16 protein-coding genes are annotated in these 15157 nt (G+C 65.4%); 8 read left to right on the top strand and 8 right to left on the bottom strand.

Features of this window, described 5'->3' with window-relative positions:
• Positions 1-24: 24 nt before the first annotated feature.
• From QZ755_RS08640 to nusG, 4 genes are all read left to right on the top strand, one after another.
• The gene (locus QZ755_RS08640; protein ID WP_294321922.1) at positions 25-603 is read left to right on the top strand and encodes a YqaA family protein; all 579 of its coding nucleotides are present in this window, start codon (positions 25-27) and stop codon (positions 601-603) included.
• Between the two features lie 98 nt (positions 604-701).
• Positions 702-1346 carry an outer membrane beta-barrel protein gene (locus QZ755_RS08645; protein ID WP_294321924.1) on the top strand — a complete coding sequence of 215 codons (645 nt, stop codon included), beginning with the start codon at positions 702-704 and terminating at the stop codon, positions 1344-1346.
• A gap of 265 nt (positions 1347-1611) precedes the next feature.
• Positions 1612-1809 carry a preprotein translocase subunit SecE gene (gene secE / locus QZ755_RS08650; RefSeq protein ID WP_294321926.1) on the top strand — a complete coding sequence of 66 codons (198 nt, stop codon included), beginning with the start codon at positions 1612-1614 and terminating at the stop codon, positions 1807-1809.
• 35 nt (positions 1810-1844) lie between these two features.
• A complete protein-coding gene (gene nusG, locus QZ755_RS08655; protein ID WP_055759843.1) occupies positions 1845-2384 on the top strand; it encodes a transcription termination/antitermination protein NusG in 540 nt (179 codons plus the stop codon).
• Between the two features lie 1200 nt (positions 2385-3584).
• Here the strand turns inward: nusG and QZ755_RS08660 are convergent.
• The gene (locus tag QZ755_RS08660; RefSeq protein ID WP_294321930.1) at positions 3585-4406 is read right to left on the bottom strand and encodes a hypothetical protein; all 822 of its coding nucleotides are present in this window, start codon (positions 4404-4406) and stop codon (positions 3585-3587) included.
• Positions 4407-4560: 154 nt separating this feature from the next.
• On the opposite strand from QZ755_RS08660, the gene rplK reads away from it, so the two are divergent.
• A complete protein-coding gene (gene rplK / locus QZ755_RS08665; RefSeq protein ID WP_066693188.1) occupies positions 4561-4992 on the top strand; it encodes a 50S ribosomal protein L11 in 432 nt (143 codons plus the stop codon).
• A 4-nt stretch (positions 4993-4996) separates the two neighbouring features.
• Positions 4997-5695 carry a 50S ribosomal protein L1 gene (gene rplA / locus QZ755_RS08670; RefSeq protein ID WP_288411390.1) on the top strand — a complete coding sequence of 233 codons (699 nt, stop codon included), beginning with the start codon at positions 4997-4999 and terminating at the stop codon, positions 5693-5695.
• A 211-nt stretch (positions 5696-5906) separates the two neighbouring features.
• On the opposite strand, the gene QZ755_RS08675 is transcribed toward rplA, so the two are convergent.
• From QZ755_RS08675 to QZ755_RS08685, 3 genes are read right to left on the bottom strand one after another with little or no spacing between them, the layout of a single operon-like run.
• The gene (locus QZ755_RS08675; RefSeq protein WP_294321935.1) at positions 5907-6401 is read right to left on the bottom strand and encodes a nucleoside deaminase; all 495 of its coding nucleotides are present in this window, start codon (positions 6399-6401) and stop codon (positions 5907-5909) included.
• A 49-nt stretch (positions 6402-6450) separates the two neighbouring features.
• Positions 6451-7440, bottom strand: coding sequence for a polysaccharide deacetylase family protein (locus tag QZ755_RS08680; RefSeq protein ID WP_294321938.1), 990 nt, complete (start codon positions 7438-7440; stop codon positions 6451-6453).
• The gene (locus QZ755_RS08685; RefSeq protein ID WP_294321940.1) at positions 7437-9296 is read right to left on the bottom strand and encodes a histidine kinase dimerization/phospho-acceptor domain-containing protein; all 1860 of its coding nucleotides are present in this window, start codon (positions 9294-9296) and stop codon (positions 7437-7439) included. The genes QZ755_RS08680 and QZ755_RS08685 overlap by 4 nt, the downstream gene beginning before the upstream one ends.
• Before the next feature lie 178 nt (positions 9297-9474).
• Between QZ755_RS08685 and QZ755_RS08690 the strand changes: the two genes are divergently transcribed.
• A complete protein-coding gene (locus tag QZ755_RS08690) occupies positions 9475-9945 on the top strand; it encodes an Lrp/AsnC family transcriptional regulator (protein WP_055759818.1) in 471 nt (156 codons plus the stop codon).
• 391 nt (positions 9946-10336) lie between these two features.
• On the opposite strand, the gene QZ755_RS08695 is transcribed toward QZ755_RS08690, so the two are convergent.
• A complete protein-coding gene (locus tag QZ755_RS08695; RefSeq protein WP_294321943.1) occupies positions 10337-11641 on the bottom strand; it encodes a hypothetical protein in 1305 nt (434 codons plus the stop codon).
• A gap of 219 nt (positions 11642-11860) precedes the next feature.
• Between QZ755_RS08695 and yaaA the strand changes: the two genes are divergently transcribed.
• Entirely contained in the window at positions 11861-12613 is a 753-nt protein-coding gene (gene yaaA, locus QZ755_RS08700; RefSeq protein WP_294321945.1) for a peroxide stress protein YaaA, read from the top strand.
• A 187-nt stretch (positions 12614-12800) separates the two neighbouring features.
• On the opposite strand, the gene QZ755_RS08705 is transcribed toward yaaA, so the two are convergent.
• The 3 genes from QZ755_RS08705 to QZ755_RS08715 form a co-directional block, all read right to left on the bottom strand.
• Entirely contained in the window at positions 12801-12989 is a 189-nt protein-coding gene (locus QZ755_RS08705) for a hypothetical protein (RefSeq protein WP_055759809.1), read from the bottom strand.
• Positions 12979-13185, bottom strand: a complete 207-nt coding sequence (locus QZ755_RS08710; RefSeq protein ID WP_294321949.1) for a hypothetical protein — start codon at positions 13183-13185, stop codon at positions 12979-12981. Before QZ755_RS08710 ends, QZ755_RS08705 begins: the two co-directional genes overlap by 11 nt.
• Positions 13186-13269: 84 nt before the next feature.
• On the bottom strand, positions 13270-14877 hold the full coding sequence (locus tag QZ755_RS08715; protein ID WP_294321951.1) for a phosphoenolpyruvate carboxykinase: 1608 nt from the start codon (positions 14875-14877) through the stop codon (positions 13270-13272).
• Positions 14878-15157 lie beyond the last annotated feature (280 nt).

A 15157-nucleotide genomic window follows, 5' to 3' on the forward strand; every position in this document is an offset into this window, starting at 1 on the left:
ACCGATGGACTGGATTCGACGACGATGTTCCGCGCGCTGTACGACTGGACGCTTCGCCTTGCCAATCATCGCCATGCGGTGCGCAGCCTGGCGGTCGTGTCGTTCTGCGAAAGCTCGTTCTTTCCGATCCCGCCCGACGTGGTGCTGGTCCCGGTCATCCTGCAGCATCGCAGCCGCGCGTATCAGATCGCGGCGATCTGTACGATCGCGTCGGTGCTGGGCGGGATGGTCGGCTATGCCATCGGCTATTTCCTGTGGGACACGGTCGGCGCGTGGGTCATCAACCTGTACGGGTTGCAGGACAAGGCGGCGAAGTTCCAGGCGGGCTTTGCCGAATATGGCGCGGCGATCATCCTGCTGAAAGGGCTGACGCCGATCCCGTTCAAGCTGGTCACGATCGCGTCGGGCCTTGCCAAGTTCAACTTCGGCCTGTTCGTGCTGACCGCGGCGATCACCCGCGCGTTCCGCTTCTTCCTGATCGCGTTCCTGCTGAAGAAATATGGCGCGCCGGTGCAGGAGTTCATCGAGAAGCGCCTGACCATGATCGGCATCCTGCTGGTCGTGGCGCTGGTCGGCGGGTTCGCGGCGATCAGCCTGTTGTAACCGTTTCGGATGCGATTGCCGGAATCGTAACCGGCACGAAACGATCGACCCGCCATCAGGCCCTCCGACGCGGCATTCGCGTCCAAAGGGGGACCGACATGAAATTGACGATGGTCGCTGCGGTCGCGGCGCTGCTGGGCGCGACGCCGATATGGGCACAGGACAAGCCGTTCGATCCCTATGGCAATGGCGAGGAGGTCACGTACCGCGACCCGATGACCGGGTTCCGGGTCGAGGTGCAGGGCGGGTATGACCGGTTGGAGGTCAACACCATCGACGGCGACACCAAATATTATGATGGCGCCGACGGCATCCGCTATGGCGGCGAGATCGGATATGACGTCGCGATCGGCAGCCGGGTGCTGCTGGGTGTCTATGCCGGTTATGCCGGGGCGACGACCAACAGGTGCGACGATGTCGGGGCGTTCACCGAATTGTGCCAGCGGGCGAAGGGCGAGCTGGGCGGCGGCGTCCGGCTGGGGGTGAAGGTCGGCGAGCAGGCGCAGTTCTATGGCAAGGTCGGCTATGCGTCGATGCCTCTGGAATTCGCGTTCGGCACCGACAAGACCACCGAAACCTATGCCGGCATGAACTTCGGGCTGGGCGGTGAAATGGGGGTCGGCGGCGGGGCGTTCGTCAAGGCCGAACTGGTCGCGACGAACTTCCGCACGAAGGACCGGATCTACGAGGGGCTGAACTTCGACCGGCGTCATGCGGTGGCCGGGTTCGGCTATCGGTTCTGAGGACCGCCGATCGCACTGGCGGGGACCGCGCGCGGCGCCCGTCTGTGCCGTAGCGGGGGGATCGCAGTCCTTGCCGGGACGGCGCGGGGCGCGGGGCGAGCGGGGCGCCGCGCGCCCCTGCCCCGCGCGCTTGCTTCCCGAGCGCGCAGTCGCTAGATACCATGCCCAATCCGACAGCGTGGATGGGTCGCGCCGGTTCTGACAGGGACCGGACGGGGCCTTGTGTCCGGCGGTCGGTCGAACCGATAATGCGAAGGTGCGAGACGTGGCGAAGGTTACCCCAGTCGAATTCATGCGGCAGGTCCGGGCCGAAACCGCCAAGGTGACGTGGCCGACCCGCAAGGAAACGGTGATGACCGCGGTGATGGTCGTCATCATGACCTCGCTGCTGGCGATCTTCTTCCTCGGCGTGGATTCGGCGTTCGACGCGATCGTCAAGGGCCTGCTGAAGCTCGCGCAGTAACTGCCGTCGCACCCCCCATAGCTTTAAGGACAATCATGTCGCGCTGGTACATCATTCACGCCTATTCCGGGTTCGAGGGCAAGGTCCGCGATTCGATCCTGTCCGAAGCGACGCGCCTCGGCCTCGACCATGCGGTCGAGGCGATCGAGGTCCCGACCGAGAATGTGACCGAAGTCCGTCGCGGCAAGAAGGTGCAGTCCGAGCGCAAGTTCATGCCCGGTTACGTGCTGGCGAAGCTGGACCTGAGCGACCAGGTGTACCACCTCGTCAAGAACACGCCGAAGGTTACCGGCTTCCTGGGATCGTCGGGCAAGCCGCAGGCGATCAGCGAGGCGGAAGCCACGCGGATGCTGAACAGCAAGGAAGAGGCCGCCGCGTCGCCCACCAAGCAGAAGATCAAGGTCGATTTCGAAATCGGCGATTCGGTCAAGGTGCTGGACGGCCCGTTCGCGAGCTTCAACGGCGTGGTCGAGGAACTGGACTTCGACAAGTCGAAGGTGAAGGTCAGCGTGTCGATCTTCGGGCGCGCGACGCCAGTGGAACTGGATTTCGAGCAGGTCGAGAGAAGCAAGTAAGGCCACGCCTTGCTTGCTGGCCGCACGAAATTAGCGTCAGCTGATTTCGAGACGGCGACCGACCGGCCGGCGGGTGCAAACCCGACCGACGTTAGCGGCGTAGGGCGAAGGCCCTGCGCCGTTTTTTATTAAGTTCCGATATGATTATGACCACTGGACTGATTGGACGTCAATAATCGCTGATGCTAAAAAGCGCCAACCGTCGCAGACGCCGGTGTAGATTAACTAATCGACCATCGACCCATTTTTTTAACTTATTCCAAGAGCATCAAGCAAAGTAACACCGTGCCTTCTCTCCTGCTATGATAAATAGGCAGTGAACCATGTGGAATGAGATATGAATCTTAATCCGCCAAAGCAGCAAGCTGGACTATGCGTATTTTGCGGCCGATCCGGCTCCTTGTCGAAGCAACATATCTTCCCTAATCGCCTAAGGAGATTGCTTCCGCGTGATGCAATTAACCACACCGGCCACCTCATTAACATATCCTACGCTGACAACACCACCATAATTAGCCCAGAGCTTCCTAAGACAAAAAATGGCCACCTTGGAACAAAACAGCTCCGAATTGTGTGTAGAGAATGCAATGCTGGATGGATGAATGATATTGAAAAAAGATCATTTGTCTTCATTGAACCAATGATAGCAGGATTGAATGTCCTTCTAGACTCTTCCGCGCAGCAAGCATTAGCGAGTTTTTGCGCTATATTTTTTTCTGTAGCTGACAGGGAGCATGTCCCGACGAGCGGGATAGGGCAAAAAGAAAGAACTTATGTTTTTGAGAATAGGAAACCCCCTACTACTTGGAATTTATTCATTGGCCGAACAAATTCGAACGATTGGCGATTTAGATTCAAACACCACGGCATGACGATAGGATCAAGTACGTCAGGAATTCCTATTCCACCTAAAAATAATTCACAAGTTTGCACAGCCGGATTCGGGGGCTTACTTTTCCACGCAATAAGTAACGGAAATTTCAATATTATCGGCAACGTCAGCGAATATGAGCGCTTATTCGGGTTAGGGTCTATCTCTCCAATATCCGATAATTTTAATTTTCACGACCTCCCTGTTCATGACACAGAATCTTCCAATAAAGTATCAGACGGCCTAGTCTTCAGCTTACCGCGTGTACCGCCTCGATATTAGATAAGTAACTTACCGATTTAATTGCGACATAACTGTATTTATCTTGATCACCCCTTCCGCAACGCAATCTCCATTGCCACCTCCCACCCCACCGGCTCCCACTGCGTCCGCCGCCCACCCCGCCGCCACTCCAGCTGCGCATATTCCACCATCCGCATCTCGTCTTCCTCCAGCAGCAACCCGGCGCGATAGTCCTTCGCCTTGCGCTCGAGATACGCCGCGTTGCTCTCGCCGCGCTTCGGGGCGAGGTCGGGTTCGGCCAGCCCCTTTGCCCGGCGGTCGTTCCACGCGATCATCTGCATCGCCTGCGCTGCCGTCATCGCCGGGATCGGCGGGGGATCGTTGTGGCGCCAATGGTCGTGGACGTTGGCTTCGGGCAGCGAACTTTCGAGCAGCGCCGCCTCCAGCCGTTCGGAGCCGACCGCCAGCGCCACACGCATTTCGCGGGCGAAGCCGGGATGGTTGCGCGCGCGGGCGTAGAAGCTGGAATGGGCGAAGCCGGCGGCTGCTGCCGAGAGGCGGACATTGGCGGTGGCGCTCAAGGCGGCGAGGAAGCGTTGTTCGGCGTCGCGGTCGATGGTGCGGGTCTTGCCGACGCGCAGTTGCAGGCGGCCTTTCGAGCGGACGACGCGCGCGGGGCCTTCCGTCTGCTCGGGCTTGGCGAGGCGGGCGGCGGCGAGGGTCAGGGCGGCTTCCCAGCGCTGGGCGAAGTCGGGGTCGGCGTTCCTTCGCTTGGTGAGCATCGAGCGGTTGAGGCCGGTTGTGCGGGCGGCGTCGCGGGCATTGCCGCTGCGTTCGAGTTCGGCGAGGAAGGCGGCGTTCTGCAGCGCCTGTTTCCGGCTGTACGGGCGGGGTTTGCGATCGGGCATGGCGCCTACCGGATCAGGCGGAATCCTACATTGCAAGGGGGGCCGGTTTGCGCTAAGCGCGCCGCTTCCCAAACGACAGTTTTGGAAACCATGGCGGGAGGCCGGCCCATTGGGCCGCGCCGCACGAACCGCTAAACTTGAAAGAGAGTGAACCATGGCCAAGAAGATTACCGGCTATATCAAGCTGCAGGTGCCGGCGGGCGAAGCCAAGCCGTCGCCGCCGATCGGCCCGGCGCTGGGTCAGCGCGGCGTGAACATCATGGAATTCTGCAAGGCGTTCAACGCGCAGACCGGTGACACGGCGAAGGGCACCCCGCTGCCGACGATCATCACCGTCTATGCCGACCGTTCGTTCAGCTTTGAGACGAAGACGCCGCCGGCGACCTACCTCATCAAGCAGGCGATCAACCTGAAGTCGGGTTCGAAGGAACCGGGCAAGGTGAAGGCCGGCAGCATCAAGCGTTCGCAGCTGAGCGAAATCGCCACGATGAAGATGAAGGATCTGAACGCCAACGACATCGACGCGGCGACGAAGATCATCGAAGGTTCGGCCCGCGCGATGGGCCTCGAAGTGGTGGAGGGTTAAGACTGTGGCCAAGCTGACCAAGAAGGCGAAGACCCTCGCCGCTGCCGTCGATGCGCAGAAGCTGTACGGCGTCGATGAAGCCATTGCGCTCGCCAAGACCCATGCGACCGCCAAGTTCGACGAGACGATCGAAGTCGCGCTGAACCTGGGCGTCGATCCGCGTCACGCCGACCAGATGGTCCGCGGCGTCGTGACCCTGCCCAAGGGCACCGGCAAGACCGTGCGCGTCGGCGTGTTCGCCCGCGGCGCGAAGGCCGAGGAAGCCACCGCGGCGGGTGCCGATGTCGTCGGTGCCGAGGACCTGATGGACGCGATCCAGGGCGGCAAGATCGACTTCGATCGCTGCATCGCGACCCCGGACATGATGGGTCTGGTCGGTCGTCTCGGCAAGATCCTGGGTCCGAAGGGCCTGATGCCGAACCCGAAGCTGGGCACGGTCACCATGAACGTCGCGGCTGCGGTCGAGGCGGCCAAGGGTGGTCAGGTCGAGTACCGCGTCGAAAAGGCCGGCATCATCCATTCGGGCATCGGCAAGGCGTCGTTCTCGGCCGCTGATCTCCGCGAAAACTTCGACGCACTGGTCGATGCGGTGGTGAAGGCCAAGCCGTCGGGCGCCAAGGGCAAGTATGTCCGCAAGGTTGCGGTCAGCTCGTCGATGGGTCCGGGGATCAAGGTCGATACGGCCGAGGTTGCAGGCGCGTAAGCGCCGACGCCGGGCGGCATAGCCCGGCCCGAGGCCGGCCGGCGGGGGCGAAGCTTCCGACCGACGACGCGGGATTTACTCCCGCGTCGGCCGACAAACAGAATAAGGGGTCGGAGGTTTGGTGCTTCCGGCCCCTTTTCTTTGCCCCTCTCCCTTCCCATCCGGCTTCGCCGGACGGGCCCCTTCCCTCTCCCCTGAAGGGGAGAGGGAGTCAGATGTTCCCCTGTTCCTCTTCCGGCACGTCGTCGTCCGGGCCGTAATAGAGCTTCGCGCAATCCTCGCGCAGGCAGCCGCCCTCGATCACGATGTCGTCGCGGTATGCGTCGGCGATGAAGGTCAGCGTGTCGATGTGACGGTCCTCGAAATACATGCGGTGCACATCGTCGCGGCCGGCGCCATAGACGACGCGGGCGACCTTCGACCAGATCGAGGCCATGGTGCACATGCCGCAGGGCTGGAGCGTGGAATAGAGCGTCGCGCCGCGCAGCTCCATGTCGCCTTCGCTTTCGCAGGCGCGGCGGATCGCCATCATCTCGGCGTGCGCCGTGGCGTCGGGGAGTTCCTGCGTCTGGTTGGGCTCGGCGGAGAGGACGCGGTCGCCGAGCACGATGATCGACCCGAGCGGCGAGCAGGACGGGTCGTCGCCCTTGGTCCGGGCGATGGCGATCGCCTGTCGCATCCAGTGTTCGTCTTGGGGCGTGAGCATGGCAGGGTTTCCCTTCTGCCCGCCCCAACGCTTGCGAACCGCGAAAGGATCAGGTGGCGGCGGCGAGGATGTCGTCGCTCGACGCGGCACCCACGCCGAGCCGCGCGAGCAGGCCCAGCACCCCGTCCCACCACGCCCAGAAGGCGGCGAGGTCGGCGGCGTCGCGGACGTACGGGGTGTGGCCGGGGACGAGGCTGGGCGAATGATAGGCGAAGTTGAGGACGCGGGTCCCCTCCCCCACCGCCACCCGGATCGCCTCCAGCACGTCGGGCAGCGGCATGTCCTCGGGCGTCAGCGCCACGCGGTGAAGCAGGCCGGTGCGCGCGAGGATGCCGCGTCCGCGGGGGATGCGACCAGCGGCGCGGTAGAGCGCCGCGCCGCCGCGCCGCAGCCGCCCGGTGAAGACGGTGGTCAGCGGCAGTTCGACGATGGCGCCATCGGGACCGGTGCGGAAGGCGTGGTTGGCGACGGCGCGATAGTCCGGCCCGCCCTGTGCGCCATAATCATAGCGGGCGCGCATCGAGCTATCGAGGCGGTAGCCGCGCGCCGCCAGCAGCATCAAGGTGTTGGGGCCGAGGCCGTAGCGGCCGGCGCGATAGACGGTCGGGCGGGTGCCGGCGAGCGTGGTCAGCGCGTCGGTCAGGCGGTCGAGCTTGGCCGCCTCCAGCGCCTTGGGCAGATTGCCGGCGAAGCTGCTATGGTTCGACAGCGCTTCGTCGAAGGGCGGATTGACCCAGGGATGGAGCTGCGCGCCGATGGTCGCGTCACCCTGTGCCATGACCGCGCGCAACGCGTCGATCGCGGCGGGATCGGTCGCGACCGGATAGTCGACCAGATAGCAGCTGCGCACGCCCATGCCGGCCATCCGGGCATGGGCGTCGGGCAGGGCGGCGGTGGTGGCGACGCTCCAGCCGTCGTGGCGGAACGGGGCGCGCCAGTCGAATTCCTCTTCGGTATCGACAAGCAAGGTGAAGCGTGTCCCGAAACCGTCGCGCCAGACGACCGGCCGGCCATCGGCGGGCCGAAACGGCGGGGTCACCGCTGCTGGACCTGCCCGACCTCCACCGCGTCCGCCGCCGGCAAGCGCAGCGTCAGCGTGGCGGTGCCGAAGACGAGCGTGCCGCCCAGTTCGCTGGCGAGGTTGCGGGCGAGGCGCAGGGCGAAGCCGGTGCCGAGCAGCGACTGGTCGCCCTCGTCATCGTCCACGTCGAACACGCTGTCGCCGGGCCATGCGTCGAGCGCCGCCGGCCGGTCGAGGACGATCGCGACATGGCCATCCCCCTCCAGCCCCATGCGGACATAGATCGATTCCTCCGGCTCGCCCGCCGATACCAGCGTCGCGAGCAGGCGGGCGAGCAGCCGTTCGACCGCGCGCCGGTCGCCGGTGACCGACAGGTCGGTCGGTTCGATCTCCAGCAACGTGCCGCGCAGGTCGCAGAGCGACGCGAGGTCGGCGGCGATCACGTCCAGCACCGGGCGCAGCACCACGCTGTCGGCGCGCAGGTCGAGCGCGTCGCCATCGATCCGCGCGGCGAGGTCGAGATCGTCGATCACCGCGACCAGATCACGCGAATGGTTCAGGATCGCCCCGGCGCGGTCGCGATAGACCGGCGGCACGGGGCCGAGCAGCTGCGCCTCGATCATCTCGGCAAAGCCGGCGATCGCGCCCGCCGGGGTGCGCAGTTCGTGGACCAGCTGACGCAGCTGGGCGACACCGGCATCGCGCGTGGCAACGGGTTCGGCGCGTTCGTCGCGACGCGGGCGCCGCGCGGTGCCGCGATAGCCGGTGAAGCGGCCGCTGGCATGGTCGAACGCCGGCACGCCCGACACGCACCATTCGCCGGACGCATCGCTGTCGCCGCCGATCACGAGGCGCGCGTCGCGGAACGGGCTGCGCTGGCGAAGCGCGCCTGCCGCCACGCCGTCGAAGCGGGCGGTGCCAGGCGCCGCGCCGAAATCGAGCGAGAGGCCGACCAGCGGCGCGCGGCTGACACCATCGACCCAGCGGATCAGCCCGGCGGCGTCGGTTTCGAAGCGGAAGTTGTCCTGTCCCCCGGTCGCGGCGGGCGGGGGCGGTGCGACATCCTGCGTCCGCTCGAACGCTTCGATCCGTGCCATGACGTCGACGATCCGGAACGGGCCGGCGGGGTCGGTGGCCGGGGCGAACAGGTCGGCCTGATCGGCGACCGGCGGTGGCGTGATGGCCTCTGCCGCCTCTCCCTCAGGCGTCACCCCAGCGGGGGCTGGGGTGCCTGCGGGATGGGCGTCGTCCGGCTGCGGCGGGAGACCCCAGCCTTCGCTGGGGTGACGAATTGGGGCGGGTGCGGAGGCATCCGGCGCGGTTGCTTCGGCATCGGCTTCAACGGCCTCGGCCATATCCGTCACACCAGCGGAGATCGGCGCCTCTGCGGGGCGGGCATCGTCCGGCTGCGGCGGGCGAGCCTGACCGTCGGCGGACGACACGCTGTCATCGCCCAGCACCAGGTCGGTGCTGCCGAAGCTGTCGAGCGCGCGCTGGACGGCGGGGTCGAGGTCGCGGCGGTTGCGGACGATACCGCGCGCGGTCGATCCGAGACGCGGGAGCAGCGCCAGCCATTCGTCGACCGAGAGCGTCGCACCGCGCAGCACCGGCACCGCCGCCTCGATCACGTCGGTCGCGAACAATCCGACCAGCACGGCCGGCGGGCGGGCATATTCGAGGTCGCGGGCGCTGGCGACGCGGACGGTACGCGGTACGCCGTCCTGCAGATCGTGGAGCAGCGCGATCCCGCGGGGATCGGGATCGACGCGACCGCGCCCGATCAGGTCGACCAGCTGCCGCCAGGCCGAAGCACGCGCGCCCTCCCCCGTCAGGTCGGAGGCCAAAACCGTTTCGAGGGTATCGTCGAAGCGCACCGGATTCCCGCTACTCGCACCTGCGTAACTGCCGGGTGCCCATGACCCTTAACCCCGCGATCGTTAATACGGAACTGCCCATTTTCGGTACGTCGCAATGTGGGACAATTGCGCTTCCGCGTAATTTTATAATGCTGTAGGCAGGGCGATCATTCGAACCCTATCACGGAACTCTACCATGGCTTTCGATCGTATCGACCGGCAAATCCTTGCCCTGTTGCAGGAGGACGGGCGGATGACGAACGTCGAACTGGCCGAGCGCGTCGGGTTGACCGCGCCCCCCTGTCTGCGGCGTGTCCGCGCGCTGGAGGAGGCCGGCGCGATCCGCGGCTATCATGCCGCGCTCGACCCGCGACTGCTGGGCTTTACGATCACGGTGTTCGCGCTGGTCAGCCTGAAGAGCCAGGCGGGCAGCGACCTCGCCGCGTTCGAGGCGCATATCGCGACGATCCCCGAGGTCCGCGAATGCCACATGCTGAACGGCGAGATCGACTTCATCCTGAAGATCGTCGCGGCCGACCTGGAGACGTTTCAGTCGATGTTGACGACGCAGCTGATTACCGCGCCCAATGTCGCGAGCGTGAAGACGTCGCCGACGGTCAGAACGTCGAAGGCGCTGCCGGGGATTCCGGTTTCCGCCGGGGAGTGATTGCTTCTTCCTTTCTGTACGCCACTCCGTTCGGTTCGGGCAGCCTGGAGCCTGTCGAGGACGCGCCGTTCGGGGCGCCCCCTTCTCGACTACGGTTCTCGACAAGCTCGAACCTGCGCTCGAAGCAAACGGGGGGGGTAAATGGGACGGGAAGGAACATGCCTTGCCGCCCCCCCTGCACAACCACTCCGTTTGGTTCGAGTAGCGATCGAGCTTGTCGAGAGCGCGTATCGAGAACGGGGGTCCGCTAGGCAGGCGTTCTCGACGGACACTTCTCGACAAGCTCGAAGCTGCTCGAACCGAACGGAGTGGTTGCCAGAAGACCTTCCCCCAAACGGAAACGGCCCGGACCATCACTGGTCCGGGCCGTTTCGCGTGTTCGGTCACCCGATCAGTTGTTGCCGACCGCCGGGGTCGACGCGACGATGCGGGGATTGTCGACGTAGAAGGTCCAGAAGCTGGCGATTTCGGCACGCGGGCCGGTGGTGGTCACCTTGGCCAGCGCCGCCTTGGCTTCCGCCGCCTGTCCGGCACGGGCATGGGCGATGCCGATGCGGGTGTTGGCTTCGTCGGCGTCGATCCCGCCCTTTTGCAGCGCGAGATTGTACAGCTCGACCGCCTTCGCATTGTTGCCGGTCGCCAGATAGACATTGCCCGCAGCCAGCGCCGCGCGGCCGTTCGGGCCGGACTTCGCACGGGTTTCGAGCGCGGCGGCCGAACCGTCCGACTTGATCTGGGTCTGCGCCGTGGTCTTCAGCGAGTTGAAGACGGTCGCCGACGCCGGAATCTTGCCCGATGCGCGCCCTTCGTCGATCACTGCGACGGTTTCATAGGGCAGGCCGATGTCCTGCGTGGTCTGCACATAGTCGCGATAGTCGTTCTGGTCGGCCAGCGACTTGGTGTCGCGCATCAGGCGCAGGATGTCGACACGGGCCTGGTTGCCGAGCGTCGCGCCCTTGTTGTCGGCACGGTCGCGGAACAGCGCCAGCACGGTGCGCCAGTTCGCCTGCGTCGGATATTCGGCCAGCTTGCGGCGCGCCCACTGCCCGGCCTCGACCGGACGGTTCGAGCGATAGAGCTGCGAAATGGCGAGGTCGTACCAGCCCGGCGGCACCGGCTGCCCGGCGGCCTTGCGCGCGGCCATCACCTTTTCGAGGCTGGCGAGGCCCTGATCGACCTGCCCCTTCTGGATGGCGATGCTGGCGAGGCGCAGTTCGAGGTCCGGCTCGTTATAGCCGGCCTGCCTGGCGCGTTCGAAATTCTGCACCGCGACATCGGTCTGCTTGGTGTCGAGCGCGAGGACGCCACGGTTGTAATACAGGCCGCCGCGCTCTTCGGGCTTCAGCTTGGGGCTGGCGAGCAGTTCGTCGATCGCGGCGGCGAGTGCCGGGCGATCGTTCTTCGCCTGCGCGTTCTGCACCTTCAGCTGGGCGAGGAAATAGGCCTCGTCCTGGTTGCCGGCGGTGGCGGCTGCCTGCATCGCGGCGATCTGCTGATCGGCCACGGCGAAGTTCTTCGCCTTGATCGCGGCGTCGGCGGCAAGCGCGGCGGTGCGGAACGCTTCGCCGACCTGGATCTGCGGCGCGGCGGGCGCTTCGTCCTTCTTCTTGCGCTGGGCATCGGCCGGCGCGGCGACGGCCAGGGTCGCACCCATGCCGAGCAGGGCAGCCAGGGCAGCCTTGGAAACGAACGTCATGCCGTGAATTCTCCCGAAAACTGGTGCTGGACGTAAGCGCCCGGCAGGCGCGGCCCATCTAGGTCGAACCATGCGTCCGCACAAGCACACGCACGTAACGATGCGTTGCCGGACCTGCGCTGAACGCGCGTTGAACGGTTCAGGTCCCGTGGGTGATCGAAGTCGGCACCGCCCCCCCCCCCTTTGACGTGTCCCCATCGGGCCGATAGGCGGCACGCGATGATCGCGATCCTGTCCCCCGCCAAGACGCTCGACTACACGAGCACGCTCCCCGACCTGTCGTGGAGCGCGCCACGATTCCCCGACGAATCCGGCCAGATCGCGCGCGGCGCGGCGCGGCTGGGCGCGGCGAAGCTGGCCAGCCTGATGCGGATTTCGCCCAAGCTGGCCGCACTGAATGCCGCGCGGTATCGTGACTTTGCGGACGCCGAGGCGCGGCCGGCGCTGCTGGCGTTCGCCGGCGACGTCTATGCCGGGTTCGACGCGAAGTCGCTGGAGGCGGCGCAGTTCGATTTCGCGCAGGATCATGTCCGCATCCTGTCGGGCCTGTACGGGCTGCTCAGGCCGCTGGACGCGATCCGGCCGTACCGGCTGGAGATGGGCACGCGCTGGGCGCCGGGGCGGGCGAAGGACCTGTATGCGTTCTGGGGCGACCGCATTGCCGGGCTGCTGGCGGAGGATGTGCGGGGAAGCGGGTCGGACGTGGTGCTGAACCTGGCCAGCCAGGAATATTGGCACGCGGTGGCGGGACAGCTGCCGGGCGATGTCCGCGTGATCGAGGTCGATTTCCGCGAGGATGGGCCTGAAGGGCCGCGCTTCGTCAGCTTTCACGCGAAACGCGCGCGGGGGATGATGGCGCGGTGGATGTGCGAACACCGGGTGACCGATGTGGCGGCGATGCAGGGGTTCGATAGCGACGGGTATCGGTTCGCGGGCGCCGAGGGGGATCGGTGGATGTTCGTGCGGGGGTGAAGGGGGTTTCGATCCCTTTCCGTTTCCAACCAGACCCGTTTGGTTCGAGCAGCTTCGAGCCTGTCGAGAAGCGTCTGTCGAGAACGCCGCGTTCGGGGCAACCCCTTCTCGACTTCGGTTCTCGACAGGCTCGAACCTCCGCTCGAAGCAAACGGGCCGGTCGGGGGGAAGGTTGGGACGGTTTAGCTCAAGAAAACACCGCGATGATCCCGGCGATCACCGACGAGCCCGCCAGCGGGCCGACGAACATCACCAGCAGGAACACGCCGATGCTGCCCAGCATCACCCGCTCCTGCGGCCGGGTCAGGCGCGCGGGCGGTCGGGGCGGTTCGTAGCCGTCGGGCGGTGGGGGCCAGGCGTTCGAATCATAGAACATCGCGCTTCTCCCGATCCCGCAGGGGGAATCGTGCGGCAACAACGATCGCCGCGCTGGACAACAGCACAGACGATACCAGAGCGCCCATCGACAGCAACCCGGCCGGCGTGACCGACACGCCTGCCTTCAGGCGCAGCTTGCGGCCGGCGTGGAGCGTCAAGCGGGCGGATTGCGGTGCGTGGAGGTGGCTGGACATGGACCGGACAACGCAAGGCGCGGCGTTGCGTGTCCCTGAGGAAAGGCGCCCCCGCTACGTGGCGGGGGCGCTCCCTCTCCTACCTCAGGCCGGTTCGGCGACCCGCGGGGCGGCGTCGCGCACCCCGGCATCGACCGCATCGGCGAACTGCGCGAAATTGGCGGTGAACAGGTCGACCAGCTTGGCGGCGGTGCGGTCATAGGCCGCGCCGTCCGCCCAGGTGCTGCGCGGGTCGAGGATCGCGGCATCGACGCCCGGCACCGATACCGGCACCTGGAACCCGAACCAGGGATCGGTGCGGAATGCGGCATCGTTCAACGATCCGTCGAGCGCGGCGTTGAGGAGCGCGCGCGTCGCCTTGATCGGCATCCGGCGCCCTTCGCCATATTGCCCGCCGGTCCAGCCGGTATTGACCAGCCAGCACGCGACATTGCCCTTGGCAATCCGTTCCTTCAGCAGGTTGCCATAGACCGACGGATGGCGCGGCATGAACGGTGCGCCGAAGCAGGTCGAGAAGACCGGTTCCGGTTCGGTCACGCCGATTTCGGTCCCCGCCACCTTCGACGTATAGCCCGACAGGAAATGGTACATCGCCTGGTCCGGGGTCAGCCGCGCGATCGGCGGCAGGATGCCGAAGGCGTCGGCGGTCAGCATCACGACGTTGCTGGGCACCGGCCCCATATTGTCGGCCGAGGCATTGGGGATCACGTCGATCGGATAGGCCGCACGCGAATTTTCGGCGAGGCTGGGATCGTCGAGATCCAGTTCCCGCGTATCCGGGTCCATCACCACATTTTCGAGGACGGTGCCGAACCGCTTGGTCGTGGCAAAGATTTCCGGCTCCGCCTCGGCCGACAGGCGGATCATCTTGGCATAGCAGCCGCCTTCGAAATTGAAGACCGCCGTGTCCGACCAGCCATGTTCGTCGTCGCCGATCAGCGTACGGCTGGCATCGGCGCTGAGCGTCGTCTTGCCGGTGCCCGACAGGCCGAAGAACACCGCCGTATCGCCCTTCGGACCGATATTGGCCGAACAGTGCATCGGCATGGTGCCGGTTTCGGGCAGCAGGAAGTTCAGCAGGCCGAACACCGACTTCTTCATTTCGCCCGCATACTGCGTGCCGCCGATCAGGATCAGCTTTTCGGTCATGCTGACCGCGATCACGGTTTCACTGCGGCAGCCGTGGCGCGCGGGATCGGCGCGGAAGTTCGGCAGGTCGATGATGGTGAAGTCGGGGACGAAGCCCGCCAGATCGGCGTTCTCGGGGCGGACCAGCATCGTGCGGATGAACAGGTTGTGCCACGCCAGCGTGTTGATGACGCGCACCTTTACCCGGTGTTCGGGCTGCGACCCGCCGAACAGATCCTGCACGAACAAATTCGGTTCGTTGACCAGTTCGGCGAGGAAATCGGCCTTCAGCGTGGCGAAATGCGCCGGGTCCATCGCGCGGTTGGTCTTGCCCCACCACACGGTATCCTCGGTAATTGCGTCGCGGACCATGAACTTGTCCTGCGGGCTGCGGCCCGTATGGCGGCCGGTGGTGACGACCAGCGGGCCGTCCTTGGCCAGCCGCCCTTCCCCGCGCGCGACCGCCAGCTCGACCAGCTGCGGCGTGCGCAGGTTCCAGTGGACTTCCGCACCGGTATCGATGCCCATTGCGGACAGGTCGTGTTCGGGCGTGACGATCGCCATGCTGCATTCTCCCTCGGGTACCGACTCGCGGACGGTACCCCCGTCTCGCGATTTCGGGATGCTGTAGGCGCGTGACGGCAAAGCGTCAAACACGTTAAACAACATTATAGCCATGGTGTTTTGCGATTACGACCAATGGGTTAGCAAGTTAATTATATGATATATGCGATCGCCGCCGGAAGACGCATGAGCAGGATGCCGGTCCGGACATTCGTCCCGGCACGAAACGCCGGCACGAAAGGATTGTCGCTCCGCTACGGCACAGGGCATTGAGCGGCGG

Source organism: uncultured Sphingomonas sp., assembly GCF_913776855.1.
In the GTDB taxonomy this organism is placed as follows: domain Bacteria; phylum Pseudomonadota; class Alphaproteobacteria; order Sphingomonadales; family Sphingomonadaceae; genus Sphingomonas.

Bases quoted from the DNA above. Each gene is read 5' to 3' on its own strand.
- QZ755_RS08640 (WP_294321922.1), top strand. From the start codon at position 25: ATGTTCCGCGCGCTGTACGACTGGACGCTTCGCCTTGCCAATCATCGC.
- QZ755_RS08645 (WP_294321924.1), top strand. From the start codon at position 702: ATGAAATTGACGATGGTCGCTGCGGTCGCGGCGCTGCTGGGCGCGACG.
- nusG (WP_055759843.1), top strand. From the start codon at position 1,845: ATGTCGCGCTGGTACATCATTCACGCCTATTCCGGGTTCGAGGGCAAG.
- QZ755_RS08660 (WP_294321930.1), bottom strand. From the start codon at position 4,406: ATGCCCGATCGCAAACCCCGCCCGTACAGCCGGAAACAGGCGCTGCAG.
- rplK (WP_066693188.1), top strand. From the start codon at position 4,561: ATGGCCAAGAAGATTACCGGCTATATCAAGCTGCAGGTGCCGGCGGGC.
- QZ755_RS08675 (WP_294321935.1), bottom strand. From the start codon at position 6,401: ATGCTCACGCCCCAAGACGAACACTGGATGCGACAGGCGATCGCCATC.
- QZ755_RS08690 (WP_055759818.1), top strand. From the start codon at position 9,475: ATGGCTTTCGATCGTATCGACCGGCAAATCCTTGCCCTGTTGCAGGAG.
- QZ755_RS08695 (WP_294321943.1), bottom strand. From the start codon at position 11,641: ATGACGTTCGTTTCCAAGGCTGCCCTGGCTGCCCTGCTCGGCATGGGT.
- yaaA (WP_294321945.1), top strand. From the start codon at position 11,861: ATGATCGCGATCCTGTCCCCCGCCAAGACGCTCGACTACACGAGCACG.
- QZ755_RS08705 (WP_055759809.1), bottom strand. From the start codon at position 12,989: ATGTTCTATGATTCGAACGCCTGGCCCCCACCGCCCGACGGCTACGAA.
- QZ755_RS08710 (WP_294321949.1), bottom strand. From the start codon at position 13,185: ATGTCCAGCCACCTCCACGCACCGCAATCCGCCCGCTTGACGCTCCAC.
- QZ755_RS08715 (WP_294321951.1), bottom strand. From the start codon at position 14,877: ATGGCGATCGTCACGCCCGAACACGACCTGTCCGCAATGGGCATCGAT.